The organism is Caldisericum sp. (genome assembly GCA_022759145.1).
In the GTDB taxonomy this organism is placed as follows: domain Bacteria; phylum Caldisericota; class Caldisericia; order Caldisericales; family Caldisericaceae; genus Caldisericum.
Genome location: JAEMPV010000062.1, coordinates 23,414 through 38,360, shown reverse-complemented (window position 1 = coordinate 38,360; position 14,947 = coordinate 23,414). Strand labels below are relative to the sequence as shown.

14 protein-coding genes, 3 tRNA genes and 1 other RNA gene are annotated in these 14,947 nt (G+C 38.3%); all 18 read left to right on the top strand.

What is annotated here, in order from left to right; translation table 11 throughout:
* Window positions 1–3: 3 nt before the first annotated feature.
* The 18 genes from ftsZ to JHC30_04110 all read left to right on the top strand — a co-directional run bounded on the left by ftsZ (window position 4) and on the right by JHC30_04110 (window position 14,947).
* Complete coding sequence (gene ftsZ, locus JHC30_04195) at window positions 4–1,056, top strand: cell division protein FtsZ (GenBank protein MCI4463352.1); 1,053 nt, start codon at window positions 4–6, stop codon at window positions 1,054–1,056.
* 3 nt (window positions 1,057–1,059) lie between these two features.
* Complete coding sequence (locus tag JHC30_04190) at window positions 1,060–1,923, top strand: hypothetical protein (protein MCI4463351.1); 864 nt, start codon at window positions 1,060–1,062, stop codon at window positions 1,921–1,923.
* A 40-nt stretch (window positions 1,924–1,963) separates the two neighbouring features.
* Entirely contained in the window at window positions 1,964–2,518 is a 555-nt protein-coding gene (locus JHC30_04185) for an RNA polymerase sigma factor (GenBank protein MCI4463350.1), read from the top strand.
* Window position 2,519: 1 nt separating this feature from the next.
* On the top strand, window positions 2,520–2,945 hold the full coding sequence (locus tag JHC30_04180; GenBank protein ID MCI4463349.1) for a hypothetical protein: 426 nt from the start codon (window positions 2,520–2,522) through the stop codon (window positions 2,943–2,945).
* A 72-nt stretch (window positions 2,946–3,017) separates the two neighbouring features.
* Window positions 3,018–5,240, top strand: a complete 2,223-nt coding sequence (locus JHC30_04175; protein ID MCI4463348.1) for an S-layer homology domain-containing protein — start codon at window positions 3,018–3,020, stop codon at window positions 5,238–5,240.
* Between the two features lie 77 nt (window positions 5,241–5,317).
* Window positions 5,318–6,286 (top strand): ABC transporter permease, encoded by a 969-nt coding sequence (locus tag JHC30_04170; GenBank protein ID MCI4463347.1) that lies wholly within the window; start codon window positions 5,318–5,320, stop codon window positions 6,284–6,286.
* Between the two features lie 10 nt (window positions 6,287–6,296).
* A complete protein-coding gene (locus JHC30_04165; GenBank protein ID MCI4463346.1) occupies window positions 6,297–7,190 on the top strand; it encodes an ABC transporter permease in 894 nt (297 codons plus the stop codon).
* A gap of 7 nt (window positions 7,191–7,197) precedes the next feature.
* The gene (locus tag JHC30_04160) at window positions 7,198–8,199 is read left to right on the top strand and encodes an ABC transporter ATP-binding protein (GenBank protein ID MCI4463345.1); all 1,002 of its coding nucleotides are present in this window, start codon (window positions 7,198–7,200) and stop codon (window positions 8,197–8,199) included.
* Window positions 8,196–9,188: a dipeptide ABC transporter ATP-binding protein gene (locus JHC30_04155; protein MCI4463344.1), complete on the top strand. Its 993-nt coding sequence runs from the start codon at window positions 8,196–8,198 to the stop codon at window positions 9,186–9,188. The genes JHC30_04160 and JHC30_04155 overlap by 4 nt, the downstream gene beginning before the upstream one ends.
* A 101-nt stretch (window positions 9,189–9,289) precedes the next feature.
* Window positions 9,290–9,364 (top strand) — tRNA-Ile (locus tag JHC30_04150).
* Between the two features lie 15 nt (window positions 9,365–9,379).
* Entirely contained in the window at window positions 9,380–10,093 is a 714-nt protein-coding gene (grpE, locus tag JHC30_04145) for a nucleotide exchange factor GrpE (GenBank protein ID MCI4463343.1), read from the top strand.
* A 10-nt stretch (window positions 10,094–10,103) separates the two neighbouring features.
* Window positions 10,104–10,437, top strand: an RNA gene (gene rnpB / locus JHC30_04140) — RNase P RNA component class A.
* Between the two features lie 63 nt (window positions 10,438–10,500).
* A tRNA-Pro gene (locus tag JHC30_04135) sits at window positions 10,501–10,578 on the top strand.
* 3 nt (window positions 10,579–10,581) lie between these two features.
* Window positions 10,582–10,659: transfer RNA gene (locus tag JHC30_04130), tRNA-Pro, on the top strand.
* Between the two features lie 27 nt (window positions 10,660–10,686).
* Window positions 10,687–12,135, top strand: coding sequence for an aminotransferase class I/II-fold pyridoxal phosphate-dependent enzyme (locus JHC30_04125; protein MCI4463342.1), 1,449 nt, complete (start codon window positions 10,687–10,689; stop codon window positions 12,133–12,135).
* A 2-nt stretch (window positions 12,136–12,137) separates the two neighbouring features.
* Window positions 12,138–12,470 (top strand): hypothetical protein, encoded by a 333-nt coding sequence (locus JHC30_04120; GenBank protein MCI4463341.1) that lies wholly within the window; start codon window positions 12,138–12,140, stop codon window positions 12,468–12,470.
* Window positions 12,451–14,460, top strand: coding sequence for a hypothetical protein (locus JHC30_04115; protein ID MCI4463340.1), 2,010 nt, complete (start codon window positions 12,451–12,453; stop codon window positions 14,458–14,460). Before JHC30_04120 ends, JHC30_04115 begins: the two co-directional genes overlap by 20 nt.
* A gap of 1 nt (window position 14,461) precedes the next feature.
* Window positions 14,462–14,947: a hypothetical protein gene (locus JHC30_04110; protein MCI4463339.1), complete on the top strand. Its 486-nt coding sequence runs from the start codon at window positions 14,462–14,464 to the stop codon at window positions 14,945–14,947.

Genomic DNA, 14,947 nt, shown 5'->3' with positions numbered 1-14,947 from the left:
TTTATGTTTGATATGGATCCATGGAAGGCGGCGCAAGCAAGAATAAAGGTTTTGGGCGTTGGCGGTGGTGGAGGTAATGCTATAAATAGGATGATCGACGAGGGCATCGACGGTGTCGAGTTTATAGCGGTGAATACCGATGTCCAGGTGCTTTCACTTAACAAGGCAGAAAAGAAGGTGCAGATTGGCCCAAGAACAACTGGAGGGCTTGGTGCAGGAAGTTATCCTGAAGTTGGAAGAAAATCTGCCGAAGAAAGCAAAGATGAACTTAGAAAAGTTATAGAAGGGGCAGACCTTGTTTTTATTACTGCAGGTATGGGTGGAGGCACAGGGACAGGTGCAAGCCCGGTTATTGCTTCAATTGCAAAAGAGTTGGGAATTCTTACCGTTGCTGTTGTAACTCGTCCATTTACATTTGAGGGAAGACAGAGAATGCAACAAGCTGAGGAAGGAATAAAGGCTTTATTGCAGTTTGTTGATACTCTTATTATTATATCTAACGACAAACTCCTTAAAATAATCGACAAGAAAACGCCCATTAATGAGGCGTTCAGGATAGCAGATAATGTTCTTTTCTACGCTGTTAAGGGCATCTCTGAGATTATAACAAAGCCAGGACTTATAAATGTTGATTTTGCTGATGTAAGAACGACCCTTACAGGCGCAGGAAATGCATGGTTTGGAATTGGCGCAGGTAGGGGAGAAAATCGTGCAGTTGATGCTGCAAAACAGGCTATTTCGAGTCCGTTGCTTGAATATTCGATAACAGGTGCAACAAGGGTGTTACTGAACATTACAGGTGGGAAAAACCTGACACTTTACGAAGTTAACGAAGCCTCAACATTTGTAAGGGAGACTGTTGGTGATAACGCAAATCTTATCTTCGGGACAGTTCTTCAGGAGGATCTTGAGGATGAGGTAAGGGTTTCTCTTATTGCGGCAGGTTTTGACAAGGTCCAGGAAGAAAAGCCCAGGGAAAAGGTTGTCAAATTTGAAGAAAATTTTGATACAGGTGACTTTGAAATACCAGCGTTCTTAAGGAAAAGAAAACAGTAGTGAATGCAAAAGAAAATTGTAGTAATTATTGCAATCCTTATAATATTAGTCATTTTTCTCGGTCTTGCAAATGATGTAAGGTCTTTTATTAGAAAGAATATTGTTAGATTTTATGCTGTAAATTTGTCTTATTACGAAGTATATAGCGAAGTTAATTTTAAATTACTTTTTTGCGCAACTAATATTGTTGCACCCGACGAAGGTGATGTCCAGTTTCTTAGAGAGAATTTTGATTATGTGCAAAGAGGAGAAATTATAGCAATACTTTCTACAAAAAATGGTATCGTAGAAATTACTTCTCCTGCAAGTGGATACCTTTTAAAGGGTTTCGTGAATAAGGAATGCAAGAGCTTTAACGAACTTCTTTCAGTTAATAGCGAATTTAAGTTTGAGTGGAATTCAAGGAAAGATGTTAAAGTTGGTTCACCTTTTGCTTCAATTATTTTAAGCGATGCGATTCTTGCAATCCCATACAATGAGCAACCACCCGATACCATTAGTATATACATAAGCGATTTTGTAAAGGCTAACGCAGTGTTTGTTTCTAAAGACGAGAATTATGCATTTTACAGAATATCGGATTTTTTGCCTGAAATTTTTTCGATGGAAAAGCGTATAAAAATTTTAGATAGTATTGTTTATGGTTTTAAAGTTCCAAAGAATGCTATTGTTAAAAAGAACGGAGAAGATTTTGTTTACATCGTTAATGGAAATGTGATAAAAGACCTAAAAGTTAAAATTATTCAAGATGATTCAGGTCTTTTGTTAGTAAAGGTGGATGACCCTGATTTTAGTGAGTTTAAGTCATTTATAGTTGTTTTAACGCCGAAACTTTTCAAAGTTGGTGAAATTGTTGGTAATTTTTAGTGTAACCTTTTTGAATATTTTGCGTATATAGGAGAAAGGATTGGACGAAAGGAAGGTTTTAGAAAGGTTAAAAAATGGAGATGAAGTTGCTTTTAGGGAGTTTTTTGAATACTACTATGCAAGGATTTTTAACTATGCATATAGAAGGATTAAAATGAAAGATATTGCTGAGGATATTACTTCTGAAACATTTTTGAAATTTATAAAGTCACTTCCTTCGTTTGAATTAAGGGATGGATATCACATAGATACCTGGCTCTATGCAATTGAAAGAAATTTGGTAAGAGATTGGTTTAGAAGGAATCTTGGGAAAGAGACTCTTGACCTTGAGGAAAAGTTTGATAAGTACTATGAGCCAATTCTAAGCGACCCATATGAAACTTTCGCAAATGAGTATATAAACAAATTAGTAAGGGAGGCATTAAATTTACTTCCTGAGCAGTACAAAGAAATTATTAAATTGCGCTTCTATGAAAGGAAAAGCATTAAAGAGATAGCGGACATTCTTAACAAAACTGAAGATGCAACGAAGGTTTTACAGTATAGGGCGTTAAAAAGATTAAAAGAGATTATCGAGGAGATGATTAATGAGTAATATGGATGAAAAATTTGATGAATTTGATAAGGTGTTAGATAAGTTTTTGAAAGATGAAACACCTGATTTCAGTAAATTTACATCTCAGGATGTTGATGTCTTTGAAGTTGCAATGCTTTTAAAAGAAAAGAAACGCAATCCTCAAGAATCCAAAGAGAAAGTTTTTTTGAAAGCTCTCAGCTCTTTTAGAGAAGAGAAGGGTAAGGAAAACTCTTATATTTTATCTGTACTTTTAAAAATATTTGAAGTATTGTTTGATGTATCGCCTCTCAATAATTTTGAGCACCTAACTTTTGACCAGGTTTACAAAAGCAATGAAAAAACACTTTATCAAGTTAAGTTTTCTTTATATTTGCAATCTCGACAATTTCTGTATAATAATATATGGAGTTTGCAGTTACCATTAGGTTTTGAAAGTTTACATTAAAGGAGGTGAAAGTTGGCAAAAAACTTTCGAAAAGTTTCGTTAAAAAAACTAAAAGAAGAAGGAGGTATGAGGATGAAGAAAGTATTAGGAGTAGTATTGGCATTAGCAATGGTTTTAACGCTTTTTGCGGTAAGACCATTGCCAGTTTCTGCTGCAGGTTTTAAAGATGTACCTGCTGATTACTGGGCAAAAGACCAGATTGACTACCTCGTATCAAAGGGTGTTATTGCAGGTTATTCAGATGGCACTTTTAAGCCAGAAGATCCAGTAACAAGAGAGCAGTTTGCGAAAATGATTTGCATCGCAAAAGGCTTGAAAGAGGTAAAACCTGCAACTCCAACATTTAAAGATGTAGGGGCAGATCGTTGGTCATTTGGTTATGTTGAAGCAGCAGTAAAAGCAGGTTATATTAAAGGTTATGCTGATGGCACATTCAAGCCAGCAAACTCCATTACAAGACAAGAACTTGCGGTTCTTGGAGTAAGAGTACTTGGTAAAGAAGCAGAAGCAAATGCCTGGAAAGGCGAACCAATCGTTTGGGCAAATGACTGGAAAAAGATTGCATCGTGGGCAGTTGGTGCAGTAACTCTTGCATACAGACCTGATATCCAGATTCTTACCTATCACATGAAGGAAGGAACTGTTGACCCAACAATGGCAGCAACAAGAGCAGAATGCGCATTTGCAATCTATAAGATTATGGTTCCTCCACAAGTTGGCGGAACTGTTATTATTGGACAAACACAGGAACCTGATTCCTTACTTGGGTTTGCTACATCAATGACTGCTGCAATGAATATTGTAGCACAGTATCAGGATGGTCTTATTTTTGAATATCCGAATGGAACACTTGCACCACGTATGGCTCTTAATGTGCCTAACTTTAAGGATGGCACCTGGACAACGTACGATGTGAATGGGAAAACGTGGATGAAGACTACTTACTATCTCAGGAAGGGTGTAAAGTGGTCTGATGGAGTTCCTGTAAACTATAAAGATGATATTAACTTTGCAGTTTACGATATCATCCTTTCGGGTAAAATTCCTCAAATCCCAACAACCGACCCGTTTGATAAAATTGAAAAGATTGAATTTCCAGATCCATATACAATGGTTGTAACCTGGAAAGAAACAACACCGTATGCAAATGGTGGACTTCCAATTTATCCAAAGCACTTCTGGGCTTCAACCCCTCTTGAACAAATTACTTCATCAGATTTAGCAAATAAACCCGTTCACTGTGGTCCATATAAGATTGAACAGTGGGTTCAGGGTTCATATCTCTCCCTTGTTCCAAATCCATACTGGTTTGGTTGGGCTGGTTCAAAGCCACTTATACAAAAATTTGTTTATCAGTGGATACCAGATACAAATACAATGCTTATGAACGTCCTTGCAGGAAAACTTGACCTTACTCTCCTTGGTCTTGGTGTTAAAGAAGCAGCACAAGCAGAGAAGATTCCTACAATTAACGTTCAAAGAATCCCATCAGCCTACTGGGAGCACTTTGAACTTAATGTCACAGATCCAATTCTTTCAGATGTAAGAGTTCGTAAAGCAATTGCTTACGGTATTGACTATGATGACCTCAACAACCGTGTATTCTTAGGTCAAAGAAAGGTAGTTCATTGGCCATACATCGGTCTTTTAAACGAATACTACAGGAATCCAAAAGCAGTTCTTCCAGGTTATGACCCTGCGATGGCAAATAAACTTCTTGATGATGCAGGCTGGAAGATGGGTTCAGATGGTTACAGGTACAAAGATGGTAAGAAGTTAACTCTTGAACTTTCAACAACAACCCGTCAGGATAGAAAGGACGAAGCAACTGTAATACAAGCACAACTTAAGAAGATTGGTATCGACATCCAGACAAAATTCTTGTCTTCTACTTACTTCTTTGGTACATACACAACTCACAGAATGTTCCAAATTGCAATGTTTGCATGGGGTGGCGACCCACTTGATCCAGGTGGATTTACGCTCTATCACTCCTCACAAATCCCAACAGAAGCAAATAACTGGCAAGGTCAGAACTACATGGGTATTTCTGACCCAACCCTTGACGATGCAATCTACAAAGCAACTCACGAAGTTGACCCAACAGTCCGTCAGAAGAACTACTACATTGCAGAGCAAAGACTTGCAGATCTTGTTCCTCAAATTGGCTTGAACCAGTGGACTGATATCTTTACAGTAAAGAAGAATCTTGCAATGGCTGGTTTTGGATTTGTTCTTTCATCGACAATAACTTATACATACAACTCAGAACTCTGGTATTGGGAGAAGAAATAATATATAGTTTAGTGTGACTTTGCGGGGGCCTCCGCAAAGAGGCCCCCTATTTTTAAGGCAAGGAGGCTTAGGAAAAAGTGAGAAACTATCTTATAAGAAGAATTCTGCAAATGATACCGCTTTTTATAGGGGTTGCACTTGTTACATTTTTTGTTTTAAGTTTAGTTGGTGATCCTTTTAAGGAGATGCTGTTAAATCCAAGGATTAAGCCAGCGGATGTTGAAAGATTAAGACATGCCTGGGGGTTTGACAGACCTGTTTATATAAGGTTCTTTAAGTGGTTCTGGTCAATGATTACAGGCAACTGGGGTGTTTCCATTTTTGCAGGTGGTAAACCAGTAACGGAATTAATAGGAACTGCTATAAATTATACTTTAAGGTTTTCTATTGCATCATTAGTTATTTCTTTTGTTATTGCTGTTCCTATTGGTATTTATTCTGCACTTCACCAGTACACATTCTTTGATTATTTCTTTACTTTTATTGCATTTTTTGGTATGTCGATGCCGACATTCTGGTTTGGCTTTATTCTTATGATGATTTTTGGAGTTAGATTGGGTTGGCTTCCAATAGGAGGAGTAATGACTCCAGGAATTGAAACAGCGCCTTTTTGGGTAAGATTCCTGGACCAGTTGAAATATATGATTCTACCCGTGACTGTTCTTTCCCTTTTTGATATGGGTTCCTGGATGCGTTATGCAAGAAGTTCCATGCTTGAGGTTATAAAGCAGGACTATGTAAGAACCGCAAGAGCAAAAGGACTTCCTGAAAGGACTGTTATTTTTAAACATGCTTTAAGGAACGCACTTATTCCGATTATTACACTTTTAGGACTTTCCTTACCTGCAGTTATATCTGGCGCTACAATAACCGAAACTATTTTCAGCATTCCAGGTATGGGAAGGCTTACAGTTCAAGCAATGCTTTCAAACGACTATCCTGTTGCGATGGTTTGTTTGATTCTTGAATCCACCCTTCTTATAATTGGTAACCTTATTGCAGATTTACTTTACGCTGTTGTTGATCCTCGTATAAGGTACAGTTAGGAGGTATGATATGGCAGTTGAAGCGACAAAAGTAGAAGAAGTATTAACCGGTAGAGTTGAAACATACTGGTATCTTGTTGGGAAAAGATTAAGAAAGCACAAACTTGCAATGATTTCGCTTGTTGTATTGATTCTCATAATACTTGCTTGTGTTGTTGGACCCTATCTTTCCCCTTATCATGTTGCAGCACTTGGTTCAACTGAAGAAGTTATGCAGCCACCAAGTTTGAAACACCCACTTGGGACAGATGAACTTGGAAGAGATGTTTTGACGCGTCTACTATATGGTGGAAGAATTTCACTTTTGGTTGGATTTTCTTCAGTTTTTTCTGCTCTTGTTATAGGAATAATTGTAGGAGCATATGCTGGCTATTATGGCGGAATCCTCGATACTCTTCTTATGAGATTCACGGATATCATGTTCTCAATACCTGTTATGCCACTTTTAATCGTTCTTTCTGCTGTTATTCCTGGCTCTGGTGTCTGGAAAATTGTATTGGTCATTGCAATATTTGGCTGGATGACCGACGCAAGAATAGTAAGAGGAATGTTCCTTTCGTTAAGAGAAAATGAGTATGTTGAAGCAGCACGAGCGATAGGTGTTTCGAACAACAGAATTATCTGGAGACATATACTTCCAAATTCCCTTGCACCAATTATCGTATCTGCAACACTTGGTGTAGGTGGAAATATTATTTATGAGGCAGCACTGAGTTTCCTTGGCTTCGGTGTTATGCCTCCAACACCTTCCTGGGGAAATATGCTTCAAAATGCCGAGTATGCTATGGCGATTGCACCATGGCTTGTGTGGTCCCCAGGTATTGCTATGTTTATAACAGTTCTTGCTTTTAACTACCTTGGCGATGGATTAAGAGATGCTATGGACCCAAGGTTATATAGGTAGGTGAGAGATGGAAAGAGGAGAAGTTTTACTTGATGTAAGAGATCTTAAGACATACTTTTTTACAGATGACGGAGTTGTTAAGGCAGTTGACGGAATGAGTTTTACAATTCACAAGGGTGAAGTTCTCGGGCTTGTTGGAGAAAGTGGCTGTGGAAAATCGGTTGCATCAATGTCGATTATGCAGCTTGTTGATGTGCCTGGGAAAATTGTTGGTGGAGAAATTATCTTTAAAGGCGAAGACCTTGTGAAGAAAACACCAGAACAAATGAGAAAAATTAGAGGTGCTGAAATTGGAATGATCTTCCAGGAGCCTATGACCTCGCTTAACCCTGTTTATACTGTTGGCGATCAGATAATGGAAGCAATCTTAGTACACCAGGATGTAAGTGAGGAAGAAGCAAAGAAGAAAACAATAGAACTCTTGAGGCTTGTTGGAATTCCAGAGCCCGAGAGACGATTTAACCAATATCCACACGAGTTGAGCGGTGGAATGAGACAGAGGGTAATGATTGCAATGGCTATGTCCTGTAACCCCGATCTTCTTATCTCAGATGAAGCAACTACTGCATTGGATGTAACAATTCAGGCGCAAATCCTTGAACTTATGAAAGACCTCCAGAGAAAAACAGGAATGGCAATACTTTTTATAACTCACGACCTTGCTCTTGTTGCAGAAATGGCGAATTCAGTTGCAGTTGCATACACTGGAAAAATAGTTGAATATGGCGATGTGTATTCGATTTTTAAGCGTCCACGACATCCATATACCTATGGGCTTTTAAGTTCAGTCCCGAGTTTGAAGACTGAAAAGACAAAAACACCACTTCCAGCGATAGAAGGAATGGTTCCAAACCCGTACAGGATGCCAAGTGGCTGTCACTTCAACCCAAGATGCCCATTTGCAACTGAACGTTGTAGAAAAGAGATGCCAGAACTTGTTGAAATTGAACCAGGGCACCTTGTAAGGTGTTTCCATCCGGTTGCTGTGGAGAAGGAGGCTAACGCATGAAAAAATTACTTGAGGTTCAGAATCTTGTTAAGCACTTCCCTGTTTTGGGTGGTGTTTTTTCAAGGCCGGTAGGCTGGGTTAAGGCTGTTGATGACATAAGTTTCCATATTTTTGAAGGAGAAACATTTGGACTTGTGGGAGAAAGTGGAAGTGGAAAGACCACTGCTGGAAAAACAATAATTAGACTAATAGAGCCAACAAAAGGTAAAATTATCTTTGATGGCAAAGATATTACAAAACTTCCTGAAAGTAAATTGAGACCTATACGAAGGGAAATGCAGATTATATTCCAGGACCCCTATGGTTCACTTAATCCGAGGATGCCTATAGGTGAAATAATTCGTGAGCCCCTTCTGGTGCATCGTATTGGCGACAGGAAAGAGCAGGAAGAAAGAGTTGTTGAAATAATGAAACTTGTAGGGCTTCGCCCTGAGTATCTGAGAAGATATCCACACGAATTTTCGGGCGGTCAGAGACAGAGGATAGGTATTGCAAGAGCAATCGTATTAAATCCTAAATTTATTGTAGCAGACGAGCCCGTATCTGCACTTGATGCATCAATTCAGGCACAGGTTTTAAACCTTCTTCTCGAGTTACAGCAAAAACTTGCTTTAACATATCTGCTTGTTGCACATAACCTCGCTGTTGTAAGACATGTTTCCGATAGAATTGGTGTTATGTACCTTGGAAAACTTATGGAAGTTGCAGAGACAAAAGAACTATTTACAACACCTCTTCATCCATATACACAGGCACTTCTTTCTGCAATCCCCATACCAGACCCAGAGATAAAGAAGGAGAGGATACTCCTTCAGGGAGATATTCCATCGCCAATCAATCCTCCATCTGGTTGTAGGTTTAGAACTCGTTGCCGATTCGCAAAGGATATTTGCGCAGAAAAAGAGCCACCATTAATCGATGTTGGCTCAGGTCACTATGTTGCCTGCCACTTTGTAAAAGAGGGCAAAGTAGCAGAGTACTCAAAGTAATTTTTATAGATGAATTATTCTTCTTGAGGGGAGGAAACTCCCCTCAATTTTGCTCTTGACTAAAAATTACTTTTGTGTAAAATAGTTATGCACTTGAATCTGGGCCCGTAGCTCAACGGCAGAGCGGTTGGCTCATAACCAATTGGTTCTTGGTTCGAATCCAAGCGGGCCCACCATTTTTGGAGGAAATTATGTCATATCTTGAGAAACTTTACGAAATAGAAACTAAACTGTCCCTTACTAAAGCGAAGGAAAAACGAGTTAAAGAAATCGAAGAGGAACTCAATATTGAGGAACAGGTTAAAGAACTTTCAGGCGAAATTGATGAAATAAATCTTTCAAAATCTGGATTTGTAAAGAGAAAAAACGAGATTGAACGTGAAATTGAAGAAACTGAGCGTGAACTTAAAAGTATTCAATCTGCAATTGAATCGAACCAATTTAAGACACAAAAGGAATTAAAAGCAGCAAAGAAAACTGAGGAAAATTTAACTACAAAACTTGAGGAGTTGAAGAAGAGTCTTTCTTTTGTTGAAACAGAAATCAAGGAAAAAGACGATAAGATAAACGAAATTAACAACAAAATTAAAGAATTGAACAGCAGATACGAAAATGTTAAAGATGAGTACGAAAGACTCGAACGTGAAATTAAAGAAGAGAAAGGAACAATAGAAAAGGAATTTGAAAGCGTCCTTTCAAGTCTCCCAAGTGATTTCGTAAGGGAATACCTTTCTGTAAGAGAAGATTTTCCAGATGGCGCAATAACGGAAGTTGATCACGGTCATTGTGGAAATTGTGGCGTAAAGTTGTCTCTTGAAGCTGTTGAACTTTTGAAAGAAACAAAGGGCGACGCTATTATACGTTGCGAAATTTGTGGAAAAATACTATACTTAAAGATAGAATAGTTTTAAGCCTTAAGTAGGGAAGGTAGTCGCAGAAGGTTAACACCTTCTGAGGAAAGTCCGGACTCCTGAGGGCAGGGTGCTTGGGAAATCCAAGCGGGGGTGACCCCAGGGAAAGTGCCACAGAAAATAAACCGCCTTCCATTTGGAAGGTAAGGGTGAAAAGGCGGTGTAAGAGACCACCGGTAGTCCTGGTGACAGGGCTACGCATGGTAAACCCCACCCGGAGCAAGGCCAAATAGGGTAGCGAAGAGTAGCCCTCCTCATGCTACCGGGTTGGCCGCTTAGATAAATGACTACCACCTCGGTTTCGAGGTACAGAATCCGGCTTATTCTCTGCTTAAGGCTTTTAAAGTGTTGCAAATTTAAAAAGTTTTCATATAATTTATCGGGTCAATAAGTTAGGTTGTCGGGGCGTGGCGCAGTTTGGTAAGCGCACCTGCATGGGGTGCAGGGGGTCGGAAGTTCGAATCTTCTCGCCCCGACCACTACGGGATGTGGCCCAGTTTGGTTAGAGCGCTTGGTTCGGGACCAAGAGGTCGTGGGTTCGAATCCCACCATCCCGACCATTAACGAATAAGAATATGGAGGTAAGAGTGGAACAAGAGCGTGCGCCTTTATACGAAGCAGTCTCGAAATACATCAAGCGTAAAATGATTCCTTTCCATATGCCCGGTCACTCTCAAGGGAAAGGAGCACCGAAGATATTAAAAAGGCTCTTTGGCGACAAGTTTTTTGATTTCGATTTAACGGAAGTTTCAGGTCTTGATTATCTTCATTATGCCCAGGGTGTTATAAGAGAAGCAGAAAACCTTGCAAGTAGCCTGTATGGGACTGAGGCAACTATTTTCCTTGTTAATGGCACGACTGCTGGCGTTCATGCGATGATTCTTGATTCGGTTAGAGAAAATGAAAAAATAATAATAGGAAGAAATTCTCACAGGTCTGTTATTGGTGGAATTGTTCTTGCAAAGGCGAAACCAGTTTTTGTCCAGCCTGAGTTCAACGAGGAATTTGGGATTATAACTAATGTAACTCCAGAGTCGATTGAAAAGGCAATAAAGGAAAACCCTGATGCAAGAGCAGTTTTAGTAACTACACCAAACTACTATGGTTTACAGGGAAGGATAAAAGATATAATTGACCTTGCCCATGATAACGGAATGCGTGCGCTTGTTGATGAAGCGCATGGTGCCCATTTCCCCTTTAATCCAAAGTTTCCAAAATCTGCAATATATTTAGGTGCAGATTTGGTAACTCAGAGCGCACACAAAACGCTTCCAACACTTACTCAAACATCATTCTTGCATATACCATCTAAAGATGTGAATATAGATAGAATCGAACAAATATTGAGTATTATCGAGAGTTCAAGTCCTTCTTATATTTTTATGACTGCTCTGGATGTTGCAAGGCGTGAAATGGCTCTCCATGGAAAAGAAATGTGGGACAAAGCAATTGAAGTTGCAGAGTATGCAAGAGAGCGCATTTCACAACTTGATGGATTCAAAGTCATTACTGAAAAAATCGTTAATGGGAAAGATATTTATGCTTTTGACCCAATAAAACTCACAATCAATGTTCAGGAGTTAGGGTACTCGGGATTTGAGTTTGAGCACATTTTAAATAAGAATGGCATTGAAATAGAACTTGCAGACCTCCAGAATGTCCTCCTGTTTATCACAATTGGGACATCAAAGAGGGATATAGATACTTTAGTTTCTGTGCTTAAGAGAATAGAACCAAGAAAAGAGAAAAGCAGTGTTAGGATGCCAAAATTCCCTGAAGCGCCTCAGTTTGCAATGCTTCCTTTCGAAGCGTTCCAAAAAGAGTTTGAGGTTGTTCCTTTAAGAGAGTCTAAGGGAAAAGTTTCGTGGGGTATTGTTGCTCCATATCCGCCTGGTATCCCCGTTCTTGCACCAGGAATGATAATAAATGACGAATGTATAGAGTTTACGCAGGAGGTTTTTGAAAAAGGCGGTCTTGTTCAAGGGTCTATTAGATATGGAAGTGAAATTGCAATAAGGGTCGTGAAAGGAGAGTAACTATGCTTGAAAGAGACCTATTAAACACGGTAAGGGAGTTTGAAGAAGAAGGCGAAAAGATCCTTAAGGATGCAGAAGAAACCGTAAAAGCTTTGAGAGAAAACTACAAGAAAAAAATGCAGGAATTGAAGTCTGGGATGGAAGAAAAGTTAAATGCAGAAATTGAAAACTACAAAAGCATCCAGTTTAGCAATTTAAGAAAAGAAATCGATACTTTCAAAGCTAATTTTTTGAAAGAACTTGAGAATCTTGAGAAGCAGTCTGAGTTAAAAGAGCATGACCTTCTTCAAAAATACACAAAAGAGGTTTTAGACTATGGCAATAGAGAAGGTTAAAAAAGTTGCACTCATTGGAAGTGTAGATAAGAAAAAGACGCTTTTAGATACCCTTTTTGAATTAAATACATTCCATATTGAAAGCGTTTCCGAAGAAATTCTTTCAAATTACTCAAATTTCAAGGCATCAATTCCGGAGAAAACTTTTGAAGACGAACTTTATAAGATTTCTTCAATTCTTTCTGTATTCAAAGAGTTCAACCTTGATAAACGGGGTTTCATCCAGGGATTCTTACCTCAAGATTTTGATGTCGATATTGATGAATTTAACAGTGTTATAAATAATTTCAATCTTGATAAATTTTATAAAGAGATTATTTCGCTAAAAAATAGATTTCATGAAATTGAGGGAGAGAGTGCAAAACTCCTTGATGCTAAAAAGAATTTAATGGTTTTTTCAGGTTTCCCGTTCCAGTTTTCAATTCTCAAAGGGACAAAAAGAACCTCTTCTTTTATAGGCACAATAAAAACTAAAGAACTCGAAAAATTTAATAGCGATGAAAGAGCAGAAAACCTATTTGTGTATGTTTTTAGGTCTGACAAAAACAAAAGTATGATATTTGTTCTTTATTTAAATGAAAAGAGAGACATAGTTTTGGAACTTATCAAGGACTACTCTATTGAAATCTTAACTCCACCACAGGATTTTTCAGGGTACTTTGAAGAGGAAGCAGAAAGCATCGAAAAATCATTTAGAAAGCTTGAGGAAGAGCGTGGAATAATTACTTCAAAGGTAACCGAATTGTTTAAAGAAAAGAGAAACCTTCTAATTTTAGAAGATTATTATCGTTCGCTTTCACTTAAAGAAAAGTCAATATCTCATTTCCTTGAAGGAAAAACAGCCCTTGTTGTTAGGGGATATGTTAAAGAAAATCAATTTAATGAATTAGAGAGTATTGCAGATAAACTTAATTTTACAATGCTTGAACTTGAAACTGGACCTAACGACCTTATTCCTGTGAGCCTTAGAAATTCTATTATATTTAGGCCTTTTGAATTTCTTATAAGGTTATTTGGTTTACCTTCTTATAGCAATATAGATCCAACGATGGTTGTTGCTATATTGTTTACAACTTTCTTTGGTTTTGCGCTTGGAGATGCAGGATATGGACTTATCTTAGCGCTTTTTGGTCTTATATATGCAAATAAGTATAGGAAAAACATCGGAGCATGGAAATTCTTTATGATACTTTTCTATGGGGGTTTGATGTCTGTTGTGGTAGGGATTTTTACAAATTCCTTTTTTGGCAACCTTCTTCCCACATATTTCCCCAACTTCATTCTTACAAAAGTTATGTCAAAATTGATGATAATTGATCCTGCTTCACCTGACGGTTCAGTTAAATTTATGGTTCTTTCCCTTATTATTGGCTTTATATCACAAATGATCGGGATACTCATTAGTATAATAGTTAAAATAAAAAATAGAAGTTTCTTAGATGCAATTTTTAACGGTCTTGGGTGGCTTCTTTTCTTACCGGGACTTGTGCTGCTTGTTCTCGTTGGGACAAACCCAACTCTCAAGTTAATAGATAATATACTTCTTATAGGAGGGTTAATACTTATTCTTATTGGAGGCTGGATGTCCATAAGAACCCCTCTATTCAAGCCAATTGCAGCCCTTGTAAACCTGTATGGCATAAGAAGTTCTTATGGTATATCAGGTTTTCTTGGCGATTCCCTTTCCTATTTAAGATTGTTTGCACTTGGTTTAAGTTCTGGTATTCTTGCTTCGTCCTTTAATCTTATGGCAAAAGTAATTGGAGAAATGTTTGGACCTGTTGGAGTTTTAGTTACAATTTTGGTACTCCTTGCGCTACATTCGTTTGCCCTATTTATGAACATCTTGGGTGCCTTCATACACTCGATGCGTTTGAATTTTCTTGAATTTTTTGGTAGGTTCTATGACCTTGGTGGTTATGAATTCAAGCCCCTTGGGTTTGAATTTAAAAATATAAGATTAAACAAAAAACATGAGGAGGTTAGGTAAAATGAACGGAATTAACGGTGTAATGTTAGTTGCATTTAGTGCTGCTATTACTGCTGTAATGGGAGCAATTGGCTCCAGTATTGGAATTAGAAGAACAACTGCACATGCAGGTGGAGCTCTTTCAGAAAAGCCAGAACTTTTTGGTAAAATGCTTGTCGCTATGGCACTTCCAGGAACTCAGGGGTTCTATGCATTTGTTGTAATGTTCCTTATGCTTCAGTTCTTTGGCTTTATCGCAGGAACTCCAAAGGCAAGCCTTGCACAAGGCATTGTAATGTTACTTGTAGGAATTCTTATTGGATTTGTTGAATTTAAGACAGCACTTGACCAGGCTCATTCAGCAATAAGTGCGATTGACTTAACTGCAAAGAGACCTGAAGAAAGTGGCCGTGCAATATTACTTCCTGCACTTGTTGAAACATACGCTATTCTTGGACTTCTTTCTGGAGTTTTGCTTTCACTTTGGGTTTCAAAGGCAGTATTCTAA

Excerpts from the sequence above, each read along its gene's own strand:
- ftsZ (MCI4463352.1), top strand. The coding sequence starts at position 4 with ATGTTTGATATGGATCCATGGAAGGCGGCGCAAGCAAGAATAAAGGTT.
- JHC30_04190 (MCI4463351.1), top strand. The coding sequence starts at position 1,060 with ATGCAAAAGAAAATTGTAGTAATTATTGCAATCCTTATAATATTAGTC.
- JHC30_04180 (MCI4463349.1), top strand. The coding sequence starts at position 2,520 with ATGGATGAAAAATTTGATGAATTTGATAAGGTGTTAGATAAGTTTTTG.
- JHC30_04175 (MCI4463348.1), top strand. The coding sequence starts at position 3,018 with ATGAAGAAAGTATTAGGAGTAGTATTGGCATTAGCAATGGTTTTAACG.
- JHC30_04165 (MCI4463346.1), top strand. The coding sequence starts at position 6,297 with ATGGCAGTTGAAGCGACAAAAGTAGAAGAAGTATTAACCGGTAGAGTT.
- JHC30_04160 (MCI4463345.1), top strand. The coding sequence starts at position 7,198 with ATGGAAAGAGGAGAAGTTTTACTTGATGTAAGAGATCTTAAGACATAC.
- JHC30_04155 (MCI4463344.1), top strand. The coding sequence starts at position 8,196 with ATGAAAAAATTACTTGAGGTTCAGAATCTTGTTAAGCACTTCCCTGTT.
- grpE (MCI4463343.1), top strand. The coding sequence starts at position 9,380 with ATGTCATATCTTGAGAAACTTTACGAAATAGAAACTAAACTGTCCCTT.
- JHC30_04120 (MCI4463341.1), top strand. The coding sequence starts at position 12,138 with ATGCTTGAAAGAGACCTATTAAACACGGTAAGGGAGTTTGAAGAAGAA.
- JHC30_04115 (MCI4463340.1), top strand. The coding sequence starts at position 12,451 with ATGGCAATAGAGAAGGTTAAAAAAGTTGCACTCATTGGAAGTGTAGAT.
- JHC30_04110 (MCI4463339.1), top strand. The coding sequence starts at position 14,462 with ATGAACGGAATTAACGGTGTAATGTTAGTTGCATTTAGTGCTGCTATT.